The sequence below is a fragment of the Verrucomicrobiia bacterium genome (genome assembly GCA_035489575.1).
Lineage (GTDB): Bacteria > Patescibacteriota > Saccharimonadia > Saccharimonadales > JAGQNK01 > DATHJY01.
Map to the genome: position 1 here is coordinate 35,878 of DATHJY010000007.1, position 21,711 is coordinate 57,588.

Annotated in this window: 25 protein-coding genes; 10 read left to right on the top strand and 15 right to left on the bottom strand. The window is 52.9% G+C overall.

Going from position 1 to position 21,711, the window contains the following annotated elements:
- Positions 1–255: 255 nt before the first annotated feature.
- The 12 genes from VK694_03270 to VK694_03325 all read right to left on the bottom strand — a co-directional run bounded on the left by VK694_03270 (position 256) and on the right by VK694_03325 (position 10,403).
- Entirely contained in the window at positions 256–531 is a 276-nt protein-coding gene (locus tag VK694_03270; protein HTE57741.1) for a hypothetical protein, read from the bottom strand.
- Between the two features lie 60 nt (positions 532–591).
- The gene (locus VK694_03275) at positions 592–1,899 is read right to left on the bottom strand and encodes a F0F1 ATP synthase subunit beta (GenBank protein ID HTE57742.1); all 1,308 of its coding nucleotides are present in this window, start codon (positions 1,897–1,899) and stop codon (positions 592–594) included.
- A gap of 160 nt (positions 1,900–2,059) precedes the next feature.
- Positions 2,060–2,929 carry a F0F1 ATP synthase subunit gamma gene (locus VK694_03280; GenBank protein ID HTE57743.1) on the bottom strand — a complete coding sequence of 290 codons (870 nt, stop codon included), beginning with the start codon at positions 2,927–2,929 and terminating at the stop codon, positions 2,060–2,062.
- Positions 2,926–4,515, bottom strand: coding sequence for a sodium-transporting two-sector ATPase (locus VK694_03285; protein HTE57744.1), 1,590 nt, complete (start codon positions 4,513–4,515; stop codon positions 2,926–2,928). Before VK694_03285 ends, VK694_03280 begins: the two co-directional genes overlap by 4 nt.
- Positions 4,512–5,273, bottom strand: coding sequence for a hypothetical protein (locus VK694_03290; GenBank protein HTE57745.1), 762 nt, complete (start codon positions 5,271–5,273; stop codon positions 4,512–4,514). Before VK694_03290 ends, VK694_03285 begins: the two co-directional genes overlap by 4 nt.
- A complete protein-coding gene (locus tag VK694_03295) occupies positions 5,266–5,901 on the bottom strand; it encodes a hypothetical protein (protein ID HTE57746.1) in 636 nt (211 codons plus the stop codon). The genes VK694_03290 and VK694_03295 overlap by 8 nt, the downstream gene beginning before the upstream one ends.
- A 148-nt stretch (positions 5,902–6,049) precedes the next feature.
- Complete coding sequence (locus VK694_03300; GenBank protein HTE57747.1) at positions 6,050–6,898, bottom strand: hypothetical protein; 849 nt, start codon at positions 6,896–6,898, stop codon at positions 6,050–6,052.
- 45 nt (positions 6,899–6,943) lie between these two features.
- Positions 6,944–8,083, bottom strand: coding sequence for a cysteine desulfurase family protein (locus tag VK694_03305; protein ID HTE57748.1), 1,140 nt, complete (start codon positions 8,081–8,083; stop codon positions 6,944–6,946).
- 220 nt (positions 8,084–8,303) lie between these two features.
- Entirely contained in the window at positions 8,304–8,672 is a 369-nt protein-coding gene (locus VK694_03310; protein ID HTE57749.1) for a hypothetical protein, read from the bottom strand.
- Positions 8,653–9,012 carry a hypothetical protein gene (locus tag VK694_03315; GenBank protein ID HTE57750.1) on the bottom strand — a complete coding sequence of 120 codons (360 nt, stop codon included), beginning with the start codon at positions 9,010–9,012 and terminating at the stop codon, positions 8,653–8,655. The genes VK694_03310 and VK694_03315 overlap by 20 nt, the downstream gene beginning before the upstream one ends.
- 7 nt (positions 9,013–9,019) lie before the next feature.
- The gene (locus tag VK694_03320; GenBank protein HTE57751.1) at positions 9,020–9,787 is read right to left on the bottom strand and encodes a TatD family hydrolase; all 768 of its coding nucleotides are present in this window, start codon (positions 9,785–9,787) and stop codon (positions 9,020–9,022) included.
- A 4-nt stretch (positions 9,788–9,791) separates the two neighbouring features.
- Positions 9,792–10,403: a nicotinate-nicotinamide nucleotide adenylyltransferase gene (locus VK694_03325; GenBank protein HTE57752.1), complete on the bottom strand. Its 612-nt coding sequence runs from the start codon at positions 10,401–10,403 to the stop codon at positions 9,792–9,794.
- 85 nt (positions 10,404–10,488) lie between these two features.
- Here VK694_03325 and VK694_03330 point away from each other — a divergent pair, with 85 nt between their 5' ends.
- Positions 10,489–12,399, top strand: coding sequence for an NAD(+) synthase (locus VK694_03330; GenBank protein ID HTE57753.1), 1,911 nt, complete (start codon positions 10,489–10,491; stop codon positions 12,397–12,399).
- On the opposite strand, the gene VK694_03335 is transcribed toward VK694_03330, so the two are convergent.
- Complete coding sequence (locus VK694_03335; protein ID HTE57754.1) at positions 12,396–14,555, bottom strand: hypothetical protein; 2,160 nt, start codon at positions 14,553–14,555, stop codon at positions 12,396–12,398. The genes VK694_03330 and VK694_03335 overlap by 4 nt on opposite strands.
- Positions 14,556–14,654: 99 nt before the next feature.
- Between VK694_03335 and VK694_03340 the strand changes: the two genes are divergently transcribed.
- A complete protein-coding gene (locus VK694_03340; GenBank protein ID HTE57755.1) occupies positions 14,655–15,335 on the top strand; it encodes an NUDIX domain-containing protein in 681 nt (226 codons plus the stop codon).
- A gap of 222 nt (positions 15,336–15,557) precedes the next feature.
- Here the strand turns inward: VK694_03340 and VK694_03345 are convergent, their stop codons facing one another.
- Positions 15,558–15,803: a DUF397 domain-containing protein gene (locus tag VK694_03345; protein HTE57756.1), complete on the bottom strand. Its 246-nt coding sequence runs from the start codon at positions 15,801–15,803 to the stop codon at positions 15,558–15,560.
- 509 nt (positions 15,804–16,312) lie between these two features.
- On the opposite strand from VK694_03345, the gene VK694_03350 reads away from it, so the two are divergent.
- The 3 genes from VK694_03350 (at position 16,313) to VK694_03360 (ending at position 17,032) form a co-directional block, all read left to right on the top strand.
- On the top strand, positions 16,313–16,561 hold the full coding sequence (locus VK694_03350; GenBank protein HTE57757.1) for a hypothetical protein: 249 nt from the start codon (positions 16,313–16,315) through the stop codon (positions 16,559–16,561).
- 77 nt (positions 16,562–16,638) lie between these two features.
- On the top strand, positions 16,639–16,851 hold the full coding sequence (locus VK694_03355) for a hypothetical protein (protein HTE57758.1): 213 nt from the start codon (positions 16,639–16,641) through the stop codon (positions 16,849–16,851).
- A gap of 16 nt (positions 16,852–16,867) precedes the next feature.
- Positions 16,868–17,032 (top strand): hypothetical protein, encoded by a 165-nt coding sequence (locus VK694_03360; protein HTE57759.1) that lies wholly within the window; start codon positions 16,868–16,870, stop codon positions 17,030–17,032.
- A gap of 218 nt (positions 17,033–17,250) precedes the next feature.
- Here VK694_03360 and VK694_03365 read toward each other — a convergent pair whose 3' ends face one another.
- Positions 17,251–17,736: a hypothetical protein gene (locus VK694_03365; GenBank protein HTE57760.1), complete on the bottom strand. Its 486-nt coding sequence runs from the start codon at positions 17,734–17,736 to the stop codon at positions 17,251–17,253.
- 133 nt (positions 17,737–17,869) lie between these two features.
- Here VK694_03365 and VK694_03370 point away from each other — a divergent pair, with 133 nt between their 5' ends.
- The 5 genes from VK694_03370 to VK694_03390 all read left to right on the top strand — a co-directional run bounded on the left by VK694_03370 (position 17,870) and on the right by VK694_03390 (position 21,676).
- Positions 17,870–18,058, top strand: a complete 189-nt coding sequence (locus VK694_03370; GenBank protein HTE57761.1) for a hypothetical protein — start codon at positions 17,870–17,872, stop codon at positions 18,056–18,058.
- Positions 18,059–18,238: 180 nt separating this feature from the next.
- Positions 18,239–18,670: a hypothetical protein gene (locus VK694_03375; protein ID HTE57762.1), complete on the top strand. Its 432-nt coding sequence runs from the start codon at positions 18,239–18,241 to the stop codon at positions 18,668–18,670.
- A gap of 230 nt (positions 18,671–18,900) precedes the next feature.
- A complete protein-coding gene (pncB, locus tag VK694_03380) occupies positions 18,901–20,142 on the top strand; it encodes a nicotinate phosphoribosyltransferase (GenBank protein HTE57763.1) in 1,242 nt (413 codons plus the stop codon).
- Entirely contained in the window at positions 20,139–20,951 is an 813-nt protein-coding gene (locus VK694_03385) for an NUDIX domain-containing protein (protein HTE57764.1), read from the top strand. The genes pncB and VK694_03385 overlap by 4 nt, the downstream gene beginning before the upstream one ends.
- Before the next feature lie 296 nt (positions 20,952–21,247).
- A complete protein-coding gene (locus tag VK694_03390; GenBank protein HTE57765.1) occupies positions 21,248–21,676 on the top strand; it encodes a hypothetical protein in 429 nt (142 codons plus the stop codon).
- Positions 21,677–21,711: the final 35 nt, after the last annotated feature.

A 21,711-nucleotide genomic window follows, 5' to 3' on the forward strand; every position in this document is an offset into this window, starting at 1 on the left:
TAAAGTTGAGCGTGAGTTCCGATAGCCACAAAAAGCACATGGTTTTCGCCTTGCAGCAAATAGTGCGCCCGCCAGTCACCCCCAAAAAAGCAATAGAGCGATGACCCCTCCACTTGCCCAAGAGTGCATGATTATACAAATCGGGATGATGAGGCTCGATTTTAAATAATGCAATTGCCTCTTCGAAACGTCTCTTTTACGCCAGTCTTAGATCTTTATACTGCTTATCAAACGACTCATGAAAGGTAGTTGTTATCATAACGACCTAAGGTGCTCAAGCGTCTCCTCCACTGTGGTAGTAGTGGTACTATTGCGGCCAGCTTTATAGTCTGCTTCTGCCTCCTTGATGATCTCTTCCAGATAGGGAGTAGGTTCAAGGCTGGAGGTAAGCCGTACTTCGCCCGTGCGCACGGCTTGCATGGTGGCCGCCAGCATGAGGCTGGTAGTAGACAAACCAACAGAGGCAGCAAAGTCTGCTATCTGCTGTTTAGTTTTAGCGTCGGTTCTAATAGTTACAGTTGCATTACTCATAATACCTACTACTGTACTGCAAGTGACTGCAGTATGCAAGCTTTTAACTGCAATGTGCAATCAGGCGATGATTTCTTCTATGGACTGCAAGGTTTGTTCGCGGGTAAAAAAATCACCCGGCACACCAGTGTGCTTGGTCATGACCGACATATTCTGAGTGAAGTTGGTGATGAGCTTTTTGGCCTTGGCATAGTCAGCACGGTCAGCCGCAGACAGCTCGTTCTCGCCAATAATGGCAATGATGCTCTTGAGCGAATTGTACTTTTGCAGCAGCGCCTGAGCCTGCACGCTCAACACATAATGCCTGTCCCCCACCACGTCAGGCGTCAGCAGGGAAGAAGTAGTCTGGGACAGATCAACAGCCGGACGCACACCTTGCTCGGCAACTTTGCGGGATAGCACAATAGTACTGTCTAGCTCGTGCTGGATCAGCTGTACGGCCGGGTCAGACAAGTCATCGGCCGGGACATAGATGGTCTGGACCGAAGTAATAGAGCCGTTTTCGTTAGAACTCAGACGATCCTGCAAAACCTTTACGTCAGAAAAGACCGTGGGCTCGTACCCGCCTTCGTTGGGCACCTGATCCAAGATAGTAGCCAGCTCATTCCGGGCCTGAATGTAGCGGTACATATTGTCAGCAAAGAACAAGATGTCTTTGTGCTCGTCGTCACGAAAATGCTCGGCAGCAGCTACAGACGAGATAGCAATCAGCGAACGCTGCACCGGGTTTTCATTCATCTGCGCAAAGAACATGCAGGTGTTTTTGAGCAGGTCGTTCTCACGCAAAGTATCCCACAGTTCGTGACCTTCCCTAATACGCTCACCAATACCGGCAAAGAAGCTGAGGCCGCTGCCTGATTTTGCAATGTTGTTGATGAGCTCCATGGTCAGCACTGTTTTACCCACACCAGCACCACCGATAATACCGATCTTGCGGCCCTTTACAAACGGCGTAAAGAAGTCGATAACTTTGATGCCTGTTTCGAGGATTTCTGGTTTCTGAATATCGAACTTGGTCGAACGGCCCGGCAGTTTTAGGATATCCCTCTTTGTCAGACCCTCGACCGGAATCGCCGGCTTGCCGTCCAGCGGATCACCCAGAGCATTCAGGATGCGACCAATAATAGGTGTCCCCACTGGGATCTCGATACCGTGATTGGTCCGGGTTACCACCATGCCTTTTTGGATACGCCGGTCGGTTCGAATGTTTAGGCACATGGCTACACCACCGGGTTCTAGGTGGTCTACCAGCAGCTCGGTCTGAAACCCATTATCTACCTCTATCAGTTCGCCCAGAGCTGGAGATTCGCCATCAAACTGAGCGCGAACCACTAGGTCTTTGATCGAAATGACTGTTCCCGTACTCATATTTGTGCCTCCTTTGCATGCGAGGGCTTGATCCAGGCCAGGCAAAAATGCTTATCGGTGAGAAAGGGTACCGGGCGTACACCGCCGAGACGAGAAGTATTTTTGGCGGCTTGGGCGAGCCCGCAGCGCAAAGAGAGGTGCAAATATGAGTACACGGACATTAGCTTGCTGTCCCCACTTGAGCCTTCTTTAGGCCGTTGATAATTTCCTTCAGGCGTTCATCTTTGATACCGCGCTTGGCTCGGTTATAAGCCAGGTGCAGATCTGCCTTAGCCTCGTCAGCCCGCTGGTGCGAGGCGCTCATAGCCCTAAAGCGGCTGGCATACTGGGCCAGCTTAGATTCCAAAATGAGCTGGCTAACCGCAATCTGCATCATCGAGCGTTCCAGGTGATCGACGACGTCATAGGTAGTTGGCTCAAATATATAGTTGGTCTCGGTGATCAACTCATCAGCCTTTTCGGCATTGGTGCCCTTCTGCTGCACCGCGGCTGATAGCTCGATCCTCTTGACGTCTTGGCTCATAAGCGATAGATATTCCTGCGAAAAGACACTGGTAGATTTGTATCTTTGGGCTTCGCGAATGATAGGCATGACATTGATATTTTGGTCGCGGGTTGGCAACTTAAAGTATTTTTTGTACATGATACCGCGCTGGGCCAACTGGATAGCACCGTGGTGGCCAATCACAATGATATCGTTTTGGTCAGCGTTAAAGGTTTGCAACATAAGAGCAATCAGCTTTTGGTCAATGTCACCGCTAAAGCCACCCTCGGCAGTGATAATAACGTACAGTTCTTTTTGAATGATCTCGGCCTGCTCTGCCTGGGAGCGACCAAAGCCAAAGTAGCTACCCACGCGCAGCTGCGAATAAATAGCCCACAGCTCGTTAAAGAATTGAGTCGCCTGCAGCACCTGGTTTTTGATCTGCGCAATACGCATACTGGCAATACCCTCGAACACGCTGGTTAGTTCTACCAGAGTGCCCATGGCCATTTCTTCGCGTTCTAGCTCGTTTGGCCGCTTACTCATTTTTTAACCTCTGTTTTCTCGGCGGACTTTTCTTCTTTCTTTTCCTCTTTTTTGTCGTGTTTTTTGTCTTCCTTGGAATTCTTTTGGTCTTTGGCGGTGACTGGGGCGGGTGCCACACTGGGCATGGCAGGTGCGCTGGTCACTTTGGCCTTTAGTTCGTCACGGACTTTGTCGTAATCTTCGTCGGCCTTGATCTTGGCAGCAAATTCTTTGACGTTCAGCTTCATAGCCGCTACGTCCAGTGTGCTACCGACTTCGTTGTTCAGCACCAGGTCCAGCATAAGCTGCTGGCAGATGAGCGAAAAGGTATCGGTGGGCGCCTGAGTGACCAGCTCAAAGACTTGCTTACCCACACTCAGGGCGCGCTTAGCTTCGGCGGCCAGTTCGGTACCAAAGTGGCTGAACTCTTCAGCCTGACGGTAGTCTGCCAACAGTTTCAGCGTTTGTGAAGCCAGGGCCTTTTGGCGCTTGTTATGGCCAATACCACCGGCACGCGTCACACTCAGTCCAATGTTCAGGGCAGGACGAATACCATTGCGGAAGATGTCCATGTCCAATATCCACTGACCATCTGTAATAGACATAATGTTAGTAGGTAAATAAGCGGTAATATCACCACCAGCCGCATTTACCACCGGAATGCTCGTCAGATGCTTGCCATTGCGATCCAGCCGGCCAGCTCGCTCTAGCAAGCTAGAGTGGGCATAGAACATGTCACCAGGATAGCTGTCGCGACCAGGCGAGACACCAGATAGCAACGCAACCTCGCGGTAGGCATGGGCATGACTGGTCAGATCGTCATAGATAATAATGGTATCTTGGTCACACTTCTGCCACAGGTATTCAGCCATGGCACAGCCCACATAGGGCGCCAAATAGCTCATGATAAGCGACTCGAACATGGTGCTCACAATCACAATGGCCTTTTCCATACCACCCGTCTCGTTCAGGCGGGTTAGCAGCGTGTCTACATCGCTGCGACGCTTGGCAATCAGCACATACACCACCACTTGGTCGGTGTTCTTCTGGTTCATGGTCAGCTGGGTTACCAGCGTACTTTTGCCCGACTTGCTGTCCCCCAGCAAGGCCATGCGCTGTCCGCGAACAATCGGGAATAAGGCGTCTATAGTGGTCACGCCGCTCTCTAACTGGTCACTCAGCAGCTTGCGTTCGTACAGAGGTGGCGCTGTATTAAAGACAGGCCAGACAGAATCAGCCGCAACTGGCCCCTTGCCGTCCAACGGTTCGCCGGTGACAGAGATCACCCGTCCTACAAAATCCTTGCCCACCTTGCTCACCAGCTCTTGGTGTTGAATAACACCTACCATACCAATGCGTAAGGTCTTGCTGCCTAAGTGCAAGATAACGATATGGTCAGTGTGTACCTGGTGCACAAAGCCCTTGCTGCCGTCCTCGAACATGATGAGGGCGTGCACAGCACAGGGCTGTAAGCCACTGGCCTTAACCAAAAACTTATCAACGGCGATAACTTCGCCAACCGGATTGCCAGCCACCACCAAGCGATCAAAGTGCTGGTTGCCGCTGGTGGTAGGGGCTGGTGGTGTCGTAGGCGTAGGGGCTGTCATGCGGAGTGCTCCGTTGGTGGTGGCGCGGGGGCCGGAGTTGTTGTTGCTGGGGCTGGGGCCTGGGGCGCAGCCTGGACTAGCGCCGGGGCTACAGCTGGGACCACCTGTGGCTGCTCCAGCTGGGCAATGGCTGATTCGACTATCTGGGCCAATTGTTCGGAAGTCTCACCGCCTGTGGGTATCGCAGGCACTGCAGCAGCTGGAGCTGGCGGAGCCAGAACGGTGTCAGGAGCGCTTGCAACTGCCGTAGCCACAACCGGAACCGGCGTATCACTCATAGCATGCAGGCGCTGGACCAAGGTATCTCGTTGTTTCTTGAAGCGGTGTCGCAGGCTAAAGTCAAACTGCTTGTTGGTGGTACGCATGATCATGCCCGCCCCAATGTTGGGCTGCAGTCCTACTTGCAATAACACCTGGGGGTGGATTTCTGCCCGCAGCCAAGTCATCAGTTTGGACAAAAACAGTGGCGAAGGATCTGCCCCAAAACTCATATGCAGCACCGGCGACCGAGCTTTTACGGCCGTCAGAAAGGTCAGCAGCTGTTTGCGATCTTGCTCGTGTAGCATGTTCAGCTGGCTACCGGCCAACATCTCATCCATAAGTCGGCTGGTTTTGGGCATTTTCAGAGGAGTACCAGGCTGGCGGATAGCTGCCTGCTGCATGAAATTATCCAACCCCTCTACTTCACGCAACAATCGGCCCACGTCTACGCGGCCGACTACCTGTACGGGCAAGGATATGGTGGTCGTCTTATCCACTGCGTCCTGCTCCTTCGGTGATGTCTTTTATGATAGCTTCTTTGTTTTCTTGCAGGTCGGCCAGGATGTATTCCAGCTGGTCATTCAGGTCTATTTGGTCGCCTATGGCAGACAGTACGTAGTGGTTGATAATATCGGCCATATTTTCTTCGAACCGCTTGGTCAGTCGAGCTTTTTCGTCACCCAGCTCTTTGGCAATCTGGGCGCTCATGGCCTTGCGCTGCTCTTCAATGGCTACCTGGGTTTTGTTAATAGAATCTATAGCCAGCTGCTTGGCGTCGGTTATAGATTCTTCGTACTTGGCAAATTCTTCCTGCAGCTTCTTGGTGATCTCGGTCTTCATGAACTCGTTCAGCTGCGAGGTCGTCAGACGCAGATCTTGCTGCAAGAACATGGCATTTTCACCAATAATTTTCTCGAAGTGTAGGCGGCCACGGTTGCGCAGCTCTTCGCGGAAGGTCTCGTTAAAGATGTGCTCGACATCTTGTTCGGCCATCTCGGTATAAGGGTCTTTGGTGTCTTTCTTGCCCTTTTTAGAGCCACCACCGCCACTGATGGCCATCCAAATAAATGCCAACGTGGCAGCCAATAGGCTCCCGAGTATGAGTGCTAGTTCCCACAATTCCACTATGCTAGTTCCCACCAATTCCTTTTTAAGGACTTTTCACAAAATAGTGCAGCTTGGTTTCCGAGCGAGCACCGCAAGTGAGCCGTACCAGAGGTACGGTGAACGCGAAGCGCAGATCGGGGGCCAAGATGTGCATTTTGTGAAAGTCCTAAAGCTTTAGTAGTAAATATACTCCAAAAAGCCCTAATATGAAAATAATTAACCCCGAGATAATAACCTGTAACATGCCCCGGATGATGATCTTTTTGCCCAAGGGGTTGCGCCCCATAGAAGTCATACCGCTGCGAATACCACCGTACATGAGAATGCCAGCCACAAGCGTCGATATAGCCAACACTACCAACCCTATGTACACCCGAACAGCTGCCACCGGCTTGCCGGCAATAGCCTCTGTTGCGCGCTGCAAGAACTGAGGTAGGTCCGGCTCGTGCCCTTTCATGAGCGGGTTGCGCGAGATACCGATCTCGACAGCAATACGCCCCATCTTTACGTCGCGTTCGGCCCCAGCACTATCCTTGATCTTGGTCGAGCCTATCACTACGCTGCCGCCGTCGAAGGCCGCCAGGGCTTTGCCGACTACCATGGGTTCTTTGTCGGTCGCCTTGGCTCCCACCCCTGTAATGGCAGATAGGGTTACATAATCACCCGCTTTGATGTCACCGTTTTGCGAACTGACCACCACGTCGTAACGCCCAGCCGTGGCCACAAAGGCTTTCTGGCCATCACTCGACAGCGTTACAGCGGCATCGTTAGAGTTCACCACCACGCCATGCATCTTGTCCATCTCCCCCAGCTTCAGTGGAGTGACCTTATTCACATCGTCCTGCTTCAGCCGAACAATCAAGCCCAGCTGCAGAGGTTGGTCAGTCGCATATCCCTGTATAAAAGCCGTCTGAGCACCCAAAGGATTGGTCAAACCCAGCCACACCAAAAAAACCAAGCCTGTGGCAGCCAGCAGCCTTGGAAGAGAGATGAGATTCTTGATCTTTGTCTTCATGTTTCTGTAATAAAACCATAATCATTATAAGTCTAAACTACTCCCCTACACAACCAGAGAGGCAAGAGCTTTGACTGTGGTATCTACATCTTCTGCGGTGGTTGCTACGCCCATAGTAAAGCGCAGGGAGGCTTGGGCATCCTGCTCGCTCAATCCCAAAGCGCGCAACACATGCGACGGCTCGTCGTTGCTAGCGCTGCAAGCCGAGCCCGCCGCAGCTTGAATACCTGCTTCATCTAAGGCCATAATCAGCCGCTCGTTATCCTGGCCCGGAATAGTCGCATGCACATTGTTTGGCAAACGGTGCTTTTTACTACCGTTAATCACCGCCCCCAGAATAGACCGCTCAAGTTCTTTCATAAATTGCTGCTGCAAAGCCTGTAACCGATGCGTCTCATCGTGCCGACGGGCCTGGGTCAATTCCAGCGCCTTGGCTAGACCCATGATGCCAGCTACGTTTTCGGTGCCGCTGCGCAGCCCACGTTCTTGCCCACCGCCCAAGGTCTGGGGTGCCAGTTGTACGCCCGCCCGCACATAGAGCAACCCACTTTGTTTGGGGCCATAGATTTTGCCACCGTTAACGGTCATCAGATCCACGCCCAGCCGGCTGATATGCAGGTCTAAATAATTGGCTGCTTGGCAGGCGTCGGTATGAACATAGAGAGGTAGATTGTTGCCAGCCTGCTGACGCTGCTTGCGCACCGTCTCTACCAGCTGTGTAATCTGGCGAATAGGCTGAATCGTACCAATCTCGTTGTTGGCATACATAACGCTCACCAAAATCGTGTTGCTGTCTATCAATTTCTGCAAAGCGTCCAGGTCCACCCGGCCGTCGGTGGCTACCGGCGTCTCTTTACAAGCGTACTGGTGGGCTGGCCGCAGGACCGACTCGTGTTCGATGGCACTGACCACCACATTGGCCTCTGGGAACTCATGCATAATGCCCTGGATGGCCAAATTATTAGCCTCGGTACCGCCAGCTGTAAAGAAAATCTCGGCCGGTCGGGTACCCAAAATACCAGCGATACCAGCCCGCGCAGTGGCAATATCTTTAGCCACAGCCTTGGCCGACAAATAAAGAGCCGAGGGATTATAAAACTGCTGCATAAAGTACGGCTGCATAGCCGCCAACACCGCAGGGTCCATGGGCGTAGCCGCCGCATAATCCATATAAATCAATTTCATCTCTTTGGTCATAAGTTTTACCAGTATATTTTACAAAAACTTTCTGGATTCACTCCAGAAAGTTTTTATCTGATTGAGGGAAGAACAGCCCGAGAACTTGTTTCTCGGCGCGTTAGGAGGTGAGAAATGCCAGTGGCATTTTGCAAGGCAATCTTCTCTTGAAAACTTTGTTTTCAAAGATGAAGTTGCGGGCCCGCTGAAAGTGGGAAATCATCCCCTCCTAAACTACAAATGCATACAATTCAGAACGAACCCGCTGCTGGTACTGTTCCATAGCATTCTGCAGGTTGATAGCCTCTTGGCGAGTCAGCGAACGGTATTGACCACCCTGTGACTTGATAATGCCATTGGGACGGATGTCGTAGCGAGTAGTAGCAGCTTGGTGCTGACCATTTTCGTCAACCCACTCTTCGTGCCATACCCACGTGCGCTCATCTAGGCAGAAGAACTCGCGGCGGCCGCCCTGGGCAACCGGACCGAATAGCTCGCCACCAATACGCGCTTCGTGGCGGATAAGGTTGCGGTACAAATCAGCTCGTCGCTGAGCTTCTTTTTGGGCGATAACGCCTTTAACCAGTTTGGAGATCATGGTAATCCTCATACTCTGCAGTTGGGACAGCTGCGTCGTTAGCTGCACGAAGGCTGCGTTGAGCGTCTAGGTCAATGACGGGCGCAGGTGCTGCAACTCGTTCATCCACATACATAGCTTGCTGGGGTACTTCTGGGGTCTGTGGCTGGTCGGTACGATTTTGGCGGTATGTTTCCATATCTACCACGATACCCATTTTTTCAAAAGCAGCCGCACTCCGCCGTCTGGTTTCATCCAGGTGTGCTACTCGGGCAGCACCAACAATCTCGGCCCCTGTTCTAGGGCCAAACTGCTCACGCGAAATTTCTGCCGGATCAACCGGCTGTTGTTGGAAAGACATGTAACTCCTAAATGTTGAATAGATCTATTGCATTGTGCGTTGTAGCGGTTGCCAAATCTTCAAGGCGTTCGCCCCGAAGCTTTGCCAAAAACTCCGCGGTTACTCGCACATGCTTTGGCTGGCACATTGTACCACGGAATGGAACAGGGGTCAAGTACGGAGCATCAGTTTCTAGTAATAATCTATCAATTGGCACTTTCTGGGCCGCCGTTAGCTGTTCCTGCTGCTTAGAGAACGTCACAATGCCATTTATCCCCACATACAGCCCTCGTTTTAGTATCTGTGCCAATTCCACCTCTGTTGCAGTAAAGCTGTGGATGACTCCCCGCAACCCCTTGTAGCTGTCAAAAATGGGCCAAAAGTCCTCAAATGCGTCGCGCACATGGAAAATAACCGGCAATTTGTGCTCTGTTGCGATATCTAGCTGAAATTTCAGCATTTTCTTCTGAGATTCGCGTGGCGAGTGTTCATAGTAATAATCCAGCCCTACTTCCCCTATGGCCACCACCTTGGGCTTACGCGCCAGATCATGGAACTGTTGCAGCGCCTGGTGATCGTCCACATATGTTGCCGCCTCGTGCGGATGCAGCCCAATAGTTGCCCATACGTTATCTCTGCCGTAGGCAAACTTTATGGCCGCCTGGCTGTCCTTCAGCGTACAGCCCACACATAAAACTTTCGTGACGCCGTCAGCGGCCGCGGCCGCCAAAACATCGTCAGGATCAAGCTGATAGTCCGAGAACTGGACATGGCAATGAGTATCAACCAACTGCATGATCTTATTGTACCGTGTGGTACAACCCTAGTCGGAAAATACAGTCCAAGACTGCTTTGCTCACAAGACCGTCTATAGCCTGTCCAGCGCCCACTGCTTGGCGCACTTTGGTAGAAGATGCACACATGTCCAGGACCTCTTGCGGCAAAGGCACGTGACGCACCACAGCAGAGGCTGGTGGGCAACTATCACCGTGACGTTCCACAACCAGCATCGGCAGCGTTGCTTGCAACTGTTTTCCGCCCCGCCAGGTTGGCATAGCCCGATAGCTATCCGCCCCAAACACGAACCAAAAGTCATGCTGGGGATACGTTGCTTGCAAGACCTGCACGGTAGTGATTGTCTCTGTTGGGCGCGGCAACTGCATTTCGAAATCGGTAATCACCAGACGTGAATTATCACCAAATACCTGCTGACCAATACAAGCCAATAATTCTAGACGAGACGCGTCACTGCTCATCCCTGGTTTATCTTCTCGTACGCCAGACGGCATGATCCAGATTTGATCAAAATCTGACATGGCCAGGCAGGCAGCAATGATCGCTTCATGGGTAAGGGTCGGTGGATCAAAGGTACCGCCAAAGAGGGCAATTTTCATAAGAGGGTCCTTTTTCATGTTGTAAGTGTTATATTGACACTTACTATGCAATACTGTATTCTACGAAGTAATTATTGTCAACGTAACACTAACCAGAAGGGAAGTGACCCTGGAAAAATCAGCCGATAGCAACTATATACGCGTAGCAACTGCCTGCCCCGAGGTAGCCCTAACCGACGTTGCCACTAACACGCAGCATATCAAGGACCTCTATAGCGATGCTATCGACGCAGATGCTGCTCTGGTGGTCTTTCCAGAGATGTCGGTAACTGGTTATTCCATCGGTGACCTAGTCCAAAATAATCAGCTTTTGGCCAACGCCCGAACTGGATTGACGCAGTTGGCCGAGGCCACCGCCAATAAGCCGACCGCCATGGTAGTCGGTCTACCCCTGGCAGTCGGCAGCGCTATCTATAACTGTGCGGCTGTTTTAGCAGATGGCCAGGTTAAGGGCATCGTCCCCAAGTCCAACATGCCCACTTATGGCGAATTTTATGAAAAACGCTGGTTCCAAGCCTGGGATCAGCCAAATATAGAGGTGGAAGTAGCCGGAAAAGCAGTTCCCTTTGGTACTGATTTGCTGCTTGACATCAATGGCACCAAGGTTGGCGTGGAAATCTGTGAAGATTTGTGGGTTGCCGATCCGCCCAGCCGCAAACTGGCCGAAAATGGCGCCCACATCATAGCCAACCCCTCCGCTTCGCCGGAGCTGATCGGCAAGGCTGATTATCGCCGACAACTCGTAGCCCAACAGTCAGCCCGGCTGGTAATGGCCTACCTATACGCCGGCTGCGACCCGTCCGAGTCGACCATGGACATTGTCATGAGCGGTCACCAGTTGATTGCCGAAAGCGGCCGCATTGTGGCCGAACGCACGCCACTATCAGACGAAAGCCGGCTGCAAATTGCCGACATAGACATTCAACACCTGGAGCACGACAAGCGCAAAGACACCAATACTGTGGTAAAAACAGGGGCGCAGATCATCCGCTGTGGTATAGATCCCAACCGTTTCACCCCTGATCTCAAGCTCAATAAATATCCATTTTTGCCCCCAGAAGACAGTGCCGAGCGCGAGCAACGATTGGACCGTGTCATTGCCATTCAGGCCACTGGTCTGGCGCAGCGCGCCAAAAGTAGCCACCAGGAACGAGTTGTCCTGGGGCTGTCAGGGGGACTGGATTCCACCCTGGCGTTGCTGGTGGCCGTAGAGGCAGCCAAGCGCCTTGGCAAGGAACCAAAAGATTTTATCCATACCATCACCATGCCTGGCGAGGCCAGTTCTGACCGTACCCAAAGCAACGCCGTCAAACTGGCACAGAGTCTGGGCGTACCTAACACCCAAATCCCTATCGGCAAGCTCAGCCAGGAACAGCTTTTGGCCCTCGGCCACGATGGTGAAACGCAAGATATCACTTACGAAAATGTCCAAGCCCGCCTGCGCACCAGCATTTTGTTTAATTACGCCAATAAAGCAGGCGGCATGGTGCTAGGAACAGGCGACCTAAGTGAAATTGCCCAAGGGTGGTGCACCTACAATGGCGACCACATGAGCCACTACAACGTCAACGCCAGTATTCCTAAAACACTCGTGCGACATCTGGTCGCTCATCTGACCACCAAGCCATCACACGAAACAAGCAAAACTACCCTAGAAGACATTCTGCAGACACCCGTATCGCCAGAGCTGGTAAGCGCGCAGCCAGGCCAAATCAGCCAAGAGACCGAAGCAATCATCGGCCCCTACGCCCTGACCGACTTCTTCCTGTATTACCTCATCCGCTGGGGTGATGCGCCCAACAAAATCCAGTTCCTAGCCGAGCAAGCGTTTAAAGACGATTACTCACCAGAGGAAATCAGTAAGTGGCTCGGTTCATTCCTCAAGCGCTTCACCCAGAACCAATTTAAACGCTCAGCCATGCCCGACGGACCAAAGGTGGGCTCAGTAGCCCTCAGTCCCCGTGGTGACTGGCGCATGCCGTCTGATATTCCCTCTACAGCCTTGTGGTCCTAACGAACTGCTAGCAGGCCTAGGTCGCGAGCGACCGCATATGCCGGCCCATGGTAATCAACCGGCCCCTCAACGCCCTTTTGAGCGTTGAGCATATCAGCAATTCGATGGTTCATATCAAAGGGCCGATAGGTCACAGGCTTGCCACGCTCACGCATCTTGGCAATACTCACGGCCGTAATATTACCGCCACCGTATGCTGCGATACTATCACTAGCACCAAGGAATGTGCGAGTGGTAGGCGAAAGCAGTCCACTTGCCCGCTGTTCATAGCGATACCCGCCCCATCCCTGATCTTTGACCACTACCAGCTCATCCACACCGTCGGTGACCTCTTCGTTACGGCCAACAGCCGTGCTGGCAACGATTCCCAAAGTATGAAAACCAAGTTCTTTTATAACCGGATACAATCGGCCAATGCCGTAAGGAGTAGCGCCGATGGCAATAGCCGTTTCCTCTGGATCAAGCGCCTCCAGATCCTCTACCACCGCATCAACCAGTCCGTCCGGATCTTCGTACTCTAGCAGCGAGTAACCAAACAGAGCGTGGACCTGCATGCCGTGTTCTCTGGCCTTGCGTATGGCGCTTATAACTCCCAGCGGCTTGACGACCCCCATCTTGAGCCGGTTCTTTCCGGAACCGTCTGCGTTAATGATGTTGGCCATGTTGCCAATAAAAGCATCTGTAAAATATTCGTCTGTCGACACTAGGTCGCGACAAGTGGCCAGCAAGTCCTCCTGCGAGATCTGATCGTCCGAGACCAGCCGATACAAATCAGCCGCACCCTGAGCAATAGCCAGCCTAGTTCTGGCAAAGTCGCTGCCCAGGGTCGTACTACGCCTTCCTGGCAGGTCAAAAAAGTTGCCAGACAGCTTACGGAAGACGTGAGCCAGCACAGTGGCACGCTCACCCATAAAGTGCTCGACCACCGTGCCGTCAGTGGCTTCAAACGGCATACGCTCGCCAGGGGTGCGCATGATGGCGTCTGCGATTGTGTCACGGGTGGGATCGTAGGCGTCTTCGTGCAGAATCTCGAACAAAATCATACGCATGGCAACTCGACGATCCCACTCCTCACCGGCGGCTATGCCCTCTAGGTCAACTGCCGGTAACAGCGTCTCGTGTATAAGCTTGGTGGCATCTTCACAGTATTTGCGCATACTCACGCCTTCACGTTCGGCACCTAGCAGCAACTCTTCATACAGCCTGCGAGTATGGTTGACATCATGATGGAAGAATTCATAAGGTGTCTGCGGGCGACCATCGACCGTCAGCGTATCTGTTGAAGCCCCGACAATTCCTATCGGCACGCCGCGAACCTTCAAAAGATCAAAGGCCGTCAGGCCGGCCGTTGATGGCAGCACAAAATAATCATCTTCGCGCGGCAGAGTGTGCCAGTCATACTCGAACCGTTTGGTGTGGTAAATCGGTGGCGAGTCTGGCTCGTTCACCCGGGCAACGACGTCAAAAAATGCAACCGTGTCTTCTATCAGATCAAGCGTGCTGGTATATCCAAAGGTTCCTTCGTCAATCTTATCCTGAACATTTCGAATAACACGATCGCGCATCTTGCTTGTCGCAGGAGAGAGATCGCAAGCAGCCAGGACTTGCTGCTTGTTAACCAAGTCATAATAGAGCGTCTTCAGGGTAGCACCGAACTCTGGGAATAATGCCTCCATGCCGCCTTCTGTCCGACGCTTGTTGAACTCATCGTATACCGCTAGCGGATCACTCAGCAGGCGGTCCATAGCAGCCTGTTCTTCGGCCTTCGCTTCGACCTTATAGGATTCTGGCAGTTCCTCACGGCGCCACTCAGCTGGCTCGCCGTCGTCTAGAACCACCTCTGTAAAGTACGTGGCCTTATCTAGGGCGCGGCTGGTAGGCTGTTCGGGATACGCTTCGGTTCGGCGCAACTCGTACGGAAAATCATCGCTGTCGGCCGCAACCTGAAAGCTATACGTAACGTGTGCCAGGTGATTCTCTGCCTGCGTAAGTATGGGCATGAGCCCCGGATCACTGGACTGATCAGGGTATAACGCCGCAAACTCCTCGGGGTTTTCGGCTATGTCGTGTAGACGGTCCAGAAAATAACCGACTTGTTCGCGGTTTTCTGCCTCTGCACCATCATATACACCGTCTCTCTCAATAGATACTGACACGTCCAAAACATCCTTATTTTAATTTATAATAACATTTTTGTGCAATTTGTGCAATACTTTAGTGTACAATATACAATAATCTGGTATAGTGAGTCTATCGTGAAGTATGCTACCGAATATGTGCCCCCGATCCTTGTAGTCGATAGCGTCATCTTTCAGTTGGTCGATAACCAGCTGTGCGTATTGTTAATCCGCCGATCCCAAGACCCATTCACAGGCGTCCGTGCCCTTCCTGGTGGATACAACGCCCAAGGTCAAACCACTAGAGACGCTATGGCACGCGTCCTCAAAACTAAGACCGGCTTGAACACAAAAGACCTGCCCTTGATCGAGCAGCTCTATACCTTTGACACCGTAGCCCGTGACCCCCGTGGTCACGCCGTATCAGTCACCTACATGGGACTGGGTAAAGACCTCGTGCCCGTCAGCAGTACCACTACGCAAGAGCCAGAGTTCTTTCCTGTAAAACAACTGCCTGACCTTGCCTATGACCACGGCAGCATCATCCAGTACGCCCACGATCGCTTGCAGGCCAAGGTGACCTATACCAACGCCGTATTCTCGCTATTGCCAGAGTTCTTTACCCTTACCCAGTTACAATCTGCCTACGAGGCCATCTTGGGCCGCGAGCTAGACAAACGCAATTTCCGCAAGAAATTCCTCAGCCTAGACCTTATTCACGCCACCAACGAATACCGCCGCGAAGGTGCCCACCGACCCGCACAGCTGCACACCTTTAATAAACAATCACTCGAGACCCTCGTCCGCAGCTTTGATTAACAAGTAATAAATATTTCACATGGCGGGAAGGAGGATGGGCTAAAGAGCCTTTCTACTGTTACTTCCGCGCCATGACCTGGCAGGCATATATACATGACTGTAAGGATTTATACTCCACAGAGAAAAAGAGAGCTTACGGGAAGGACCGGGTGGTTGAAGGGCCGAAGCCACATTGACATGCCGTCAATCTCCAACCACCCGGTCCTGGCATCACCCGTCAGATCAGGCGAGCACCTTGGCGGTCACCGGCTGGCCGGCGGCCATGGCACCGAAGTTGAACTCGTCGTTCTTGACGCCCTCCACGAAGGCATCCCACTCGCCGCGGGTGAAGGTGAGGGTCGGACCCTGCCGATCCTTCGTGTCGCGCACGACGACGTTGCCGTCGACGACAGCTGTCTCCACGCACTGCATGCCGTCGCTGAACGAACTCGTCAGCCAGTCGATGGTGCTGTCCTGGTGCTGTGACATTGATATTGCCTCTCCTGTAGCTGTCGACTACACCCTGGTGGGTGAGCCTCCCGGTTTCCTGAGTAAACTACCTCAAGGTGGGATGGCTACACGCTACTAAAGCGTGCACCTATCCCACCTTGAACTTTCTCTTATGAAGGTACAAATGGCCCTTAAAATAAGGGTCATTCATGTAACGTCCCCCATCTGCCATGCAAATGAGGGGTGCCGAACAAGTCTAAGATGTAAGGGGCTTGGGTTCTGTTAAAAATCACACAATGGCAGTTCATTTTTTGTTGCATGTAGCCTCAAACTTCTTGGGGGCTCAGTACAAAAGTTCATATACTTAGTAGAGCAGGCGCAAAGGAAAAATGAGTATGGGCGTCGCATCCGTTCACCTCTTATAAATTATTGACAAATATTAAGTATTAAAGTATAATAAACATATTCTCAGGTGGTCGCACTTGCGTATCATTTGAGCACTTTGACATGTCAGGCAAATCGTTTGGGATATGGATACGAGCCATCTTGTGATGTTTCATATCCATACCCCAACCGAGAAACGAGATTCCGTGATCCCCAAGTCCGTCCGCAAGTGGACGCTCCGTCTGATGGTCGTCGGTGTCGGCGTCGTGGCTTACATCACCAAGCCCTGGTGGCGTGGTGAGAAGCTCGACCTGCCCTCGCGACATGTCCTCGACACGTCGACCCGCCAGATCGCCAACGAACGCCACGTCGGCTTCGACGAGGCCCAGCGCCTGGAAGCAACACCACGATGATCGAACGAGTCCGGAGAGTCTTCGGCCTCACCCGAGCCATCGTCGCGTTTCGCAACCCCCAGCAACAGGAGACATCCATGATCAAGAAGATCTTCGTCGGAACCGTCCTCGCGGCCGTTGGTACCATCGGTGCCATCATGGCCTACGACGCCGCCAGCGCCGACCGCGACCAGCGCATCGTCCGCGGCATCAGGACCATGGCCCGCACTCCGTGGACCCCGGTCAACAACGTCCGCGACCGCTACCAGCGGCGTGCCCGACGGCAGCAGGAAGTCACATCCCCCACCTGACCCCGGAGGTCAGATCATGAGCCAGACCCTCAAGCGCCTCATCATGGCACTCGGTGTCCTCGGCATCGTTGCCCTCATCACCGAGGTCGTGACGCTCGACGTCAAGATCGACTGGACCAACATCGGCGGCTCCACCGGAGACACCGCGCCCCAGGACGATCACGACGTGCAGCAGAGCTGAACCAGTTGGGGTGCCTCGTGGCGCTAGTATTGCCACGAAGCACCCCGCTGGCCTCGGCCTCTTCTCTCGTTCCGCCTGACATGTCATATCACTTATTCGAAAACCACAGCCACCCACCTGGTGGTATTTTTATATATAAAATTAGACCCCCATCCCTGCATCTTCCATACCATGAGGCACGAAAGAAGAGAAATGGGGGCCAGGGCCTCTTGTCGGAACTACTCCTGTGCTGGCTCGAGACGCCTCGCCCCTTGGGGTTGCGTGGTCTCGAGTGGCGCTGAGATGCTAGAAATCACTAAGGTCTCTGAGCCAAAGAAACTGGCACATATCACCATCTGGCGGCGGAAGCCATCGTCACCGGTGGCGCGCACCGTAAACTGGGCATCGTCGAACTTTCCTTTGCAAGTACTGTTCCCAAAGCCCCACACCGTTGCCTTGTCAATGACCTCAACGTCCGAGTATTCGGCTCGTTCAGTGGCATCGATGGCTACCTGGTCAGAGATCATGGCAGCCTGCACAGGTATGGACAACAGAACAAGAACGATCAAAGCCGCCACTACGCCGACAATAACTACACCCAGGTGCTGATCCGTCAGCTTCCAGGGGAACCAAGGCTTCTGTGGAGCGGGCTCGTAGGCACTGAGGTCAGCTGGTATGTAGGGGGGATATGGATCGTAAGGTGGCAAGATGACCTCCAAGGTCACAGAGTAAGTACGGATAGAAAAAAACGCACTGTATGCGCTTATCTCTAGCCGTACTATCTGACAAGAAGCTGTAAAGGTACCCTGGAGCAAAAAGCTCTACAAAAGTAGAATATATTATACTATTTATATTGTATTGAGTCAACAACGAGTCCAGGCCAACTCTTTTGGCCAGACGGTCGCGCTTGAGCTACAATGTGCATACGCTAACCGTCTAACAAAGACAAAGACAGCGCTCGGACCAGACCTCGGAAAGACCGTCACCGTAGAAAAAATAGTCCGTAACCTTGCCGCCAAAGACTACGACGCAATCATAGCCCAGTAAGCAGTTCGTGCTCCGTAGAAAGCATCGTGAATTGTGTCTTGCACACACTACCTCTTGACGAAACCAGCAATTCCATGTGATGCTGAGGCATCCCTTGCCGTTGACACCTTCGGAGGAACAGTGACGGAACATCCGGGAAGCACTACAACACCACACACGGCTCGCACCATACTGGCCTTTATGGCTACTACCGAGCAGCTCGAGCTCGCCTGCGCCCAGCTACTAGATGACCCGCTGATTACCGCAGTAGGAGCATCGAGCAAGCCTTCAGCGATACTGACCATTACCAAATCACCACGTGTGATGTGGCATGTGATCCAGCCAACTATAGAAAAAGTGCTCAGCAGCATTATGGATGGACCGCTGAACATCAGCATCGTTGCAAGCGGCTACACTGGTGGGGTCGCATTCTTTGTTACCAAGTCCCACGCTCAGCGACATACGCTCACCATCAGCATAGAGGGAGGGGTTTATGAGGAGCTGCTGTTACTCTGTGAAGAGCAAGGCATCACCATCACCGACCTCGTAAGGCGTGGCGTCGTCCTTCACAAGTTCTTGTGGGAACATCGTGACAAGAAGCTCAACGAACTGCTCCGGCTGCTTGGGATGTAGAAATCAGTGCAACGTGCCAGGAGCGTGCGAATGTTACGCGGCAGCTTAGCCGGGCATTCGCCGCTCACTGGTACTATTTATTTTGCAAAAAAGAACCCCATACACAGGGGTTCTTTTTTTGAACAAGCATCATACAGTAAGTGTTGACAAGACACTAAGGTTGCGTTAGTATCAGAGCAATACTTACTTAGTGTATTTAGAACAATAACTAATCAAACAGGACAGTGAAGATGGAAAACTCGCCCATAACCTACGGACCAGAACTGGAGAGATCTTACATCACCTCCGGCCTAGACTATTACAAGCCCACGATGAGCCAGTTGGCGCACGAGATAGAGCCAGACGCCGAGGTCACCTTCACCCTAAAAAACAGAGGTGAACAGAGGTTGGTGGAATACATCGAGCCAGAGCAGTTGCAGGCCCGGTTAGACACTATCCAGGGGCGTGGCTTTAACCAAACCGAACTAGACTACATGGCCAGTCTGCATGACAGCCAGGGCGTACGCGTCTTTGCTGATTCGTTCCTGCAACACATTGCCGACACTCCCCTGCCAGAAGCAACCGTCACTATAGAAGACAACGACATAGCCGTACATACCACCGGCGAGTGGAGCATGGCCACCTACTGGGAAACCGTGGTCATGAGCGAAGTCAACGAACTGTATTTTGAAAGCTATGTGACCAAAAACGGCCTGGATATCTTCGAAGTCTACGACGAAGGCGACCGCCGCTTGAGCGAAAAGATCGAGATACTGCAACAAAACCCAGACATCAAAATTGTCGACTTTGGTACCCGCCGTCACTTCTCGCACCGCTGGCAACGGCACGTGACAGAACGCCTGGTCAACGAGTACCCGGACAATATGGTAGGTACCAGTAACGTCGCCCTGGCTAATGCCCTGGACATCAAGCCCATCGGCACCTTTGCCCATGAAATGCCCATGGTCTACGCCGGCCTGGCCGACAGCCGTGGCCAAGACATCCGGGCTTCGCATCATCAGTTCTTAGAGGATTGGCACGACCGCTACGGCGAAGACCTGTCTACCGTCCTGACCGACACTTTCACCACCAACTTCTTCTTTTCAGACTTTACATCAGAGCAAGCCGCCGAGTGGCGGGCCCTGCGTCATGATTCGGGCGATCCCATAGAATTTGGCGAACGCGCCCTGGCCTTTTACGAACAACATGGCATAGACCCTACCACCAAAACCATTGTTTTTAGCGACGGTCTAAATATCGAAGAAATCGTGAAACTACACAATCATTTCAAGGATCGCGTTGGTGTCATCTTTGGCTGGGGCACCACACTGACCAACGACCTCGGCATTCCGCCATTGAATATCGTTATGAAAGCCACCGAGGTCGATGGCACGCCCACCGTCAAGCTGAGTGACAACCCCGGCAAACACACCGGCCCTGCCGGAAAAATAGCCCTGTACCAACACATTTTTCAAGAGGAGATCACAGCATGAGCCCCGAAATGCGTAATGCCGAACCACCCCACCCCGAAGAGATTATCCGCCGCGGCAGCATAGAGCTACTGGCCCAACGCGTCAAAGATCAGGCTTGGCCTGGCTATCCGCCATACGAAGAACGCATCCAGGCAGACAACCTGCTGTATGTACCAGAACAACACAACGTGCTGCTACCCACCGACTATGGCTGGGTCAACCAAGCTGACCTAGCTGACGCTAGTTTTCGTAAGGAATATCCGGACACCGTCACCCAGTTTGATGCTGAGGGGCGCCCCTTGCACCCCTGGTTCTGGGACATGCTCCAGAGCGAAGCCGGTGTGCTAGGTGGCAAAGGTGCCTACTGGGAATGGGGACCGAATTACACCGCCGACCCCATCATCGTTCGTCACGACCTAGAAGAGCCGCATGTACTGCTCATTCAACGCTCGGATACGCACGGCTGGGCGCTGCCCGGTGGCTTTGTAGATCCTGGCGAAACCGGATTCTATGCGGCCATGCGCGAAGCTGGGGAAGAAACTGGTCCAGATATACAAATGGCCCTCCGCCGACCCGGCGTGGGTATGCACCTGGTATATCAGGGCCCCGTAGCCGACCTGCGAGCGACCGCCCATGCCTGGCCCGAAACTACAGCAGTGCGATTTGATATCCCCGATCATGTAGCCACCGAACATTTACTAGAGATGCAGTGGGAAGGCAACGATGAAGCAGGCGAAATCGAAGCCGTCGCCTGGGTGCCTCTGAGCGAGATTGGCAACCGACTGCATGGCTCCCACCGCTTTCTTATCGAGACTGCTCTGGCTGCTTGACCAGCAGCCGTGAAGCCAAGAACTTCACTGAGTCCTGTCACCTTAACGTCGGTAGACTTCTCGACGGTGCTGTAGGTGCAGAATTACAATGTTTTGTGCATCCACGTCAAAAAGAATTCGGTAGGTACCCACCCGAAAACGATACTGAGCGTCCGCTGGTTTGTTAAAGGTTCTGCAAAAGTGGTTGCATGCGAACGTCAATGAGTCATAAAATCATAAGCGTCTCGTTCAAAATCCGAGCGAGGCTTTTGCAGTGGGGAGGCGTTAAAACCACCCCATATACAAGGAGCATGTTCATGACACACAAGCTAAAGATCAGGGTTCCTGCAGAACACCGCACGGCGTTCTCGGGCACCAACGGCAGCAGCTTCACCTTCGATGAGGCCGCCCATCCCGAGAAGGGCATCCATGGCGTTGCCATGTCAAGCAATGCCATGGCACCGGCAGACCAAGATCGGGTGCTGTGGGTCAACCAGGAGCAGTTCGAGGCACTGTCACGGTACGTGTTGGCTCACCCCCAACTTCCGCAGGCTGGGACGTACTCCGTCCGCGGTACGGACCTGGTGCTGACCATCAGCGACGACCAGATCTTGTTCATCCACGGAGATGGCACAACCGTGTACGACCCAGATCTCAGCGCCTGGTCGGGCATGGTCCAGCACTTCCGTGACGGTCGTCGGCCCGGCCAACCCGTCACCGACGGACCGATTCTGGCCGTCGCCTAGCGAGTCACAGCAATACGGGTTTGGCTCGGACTGTC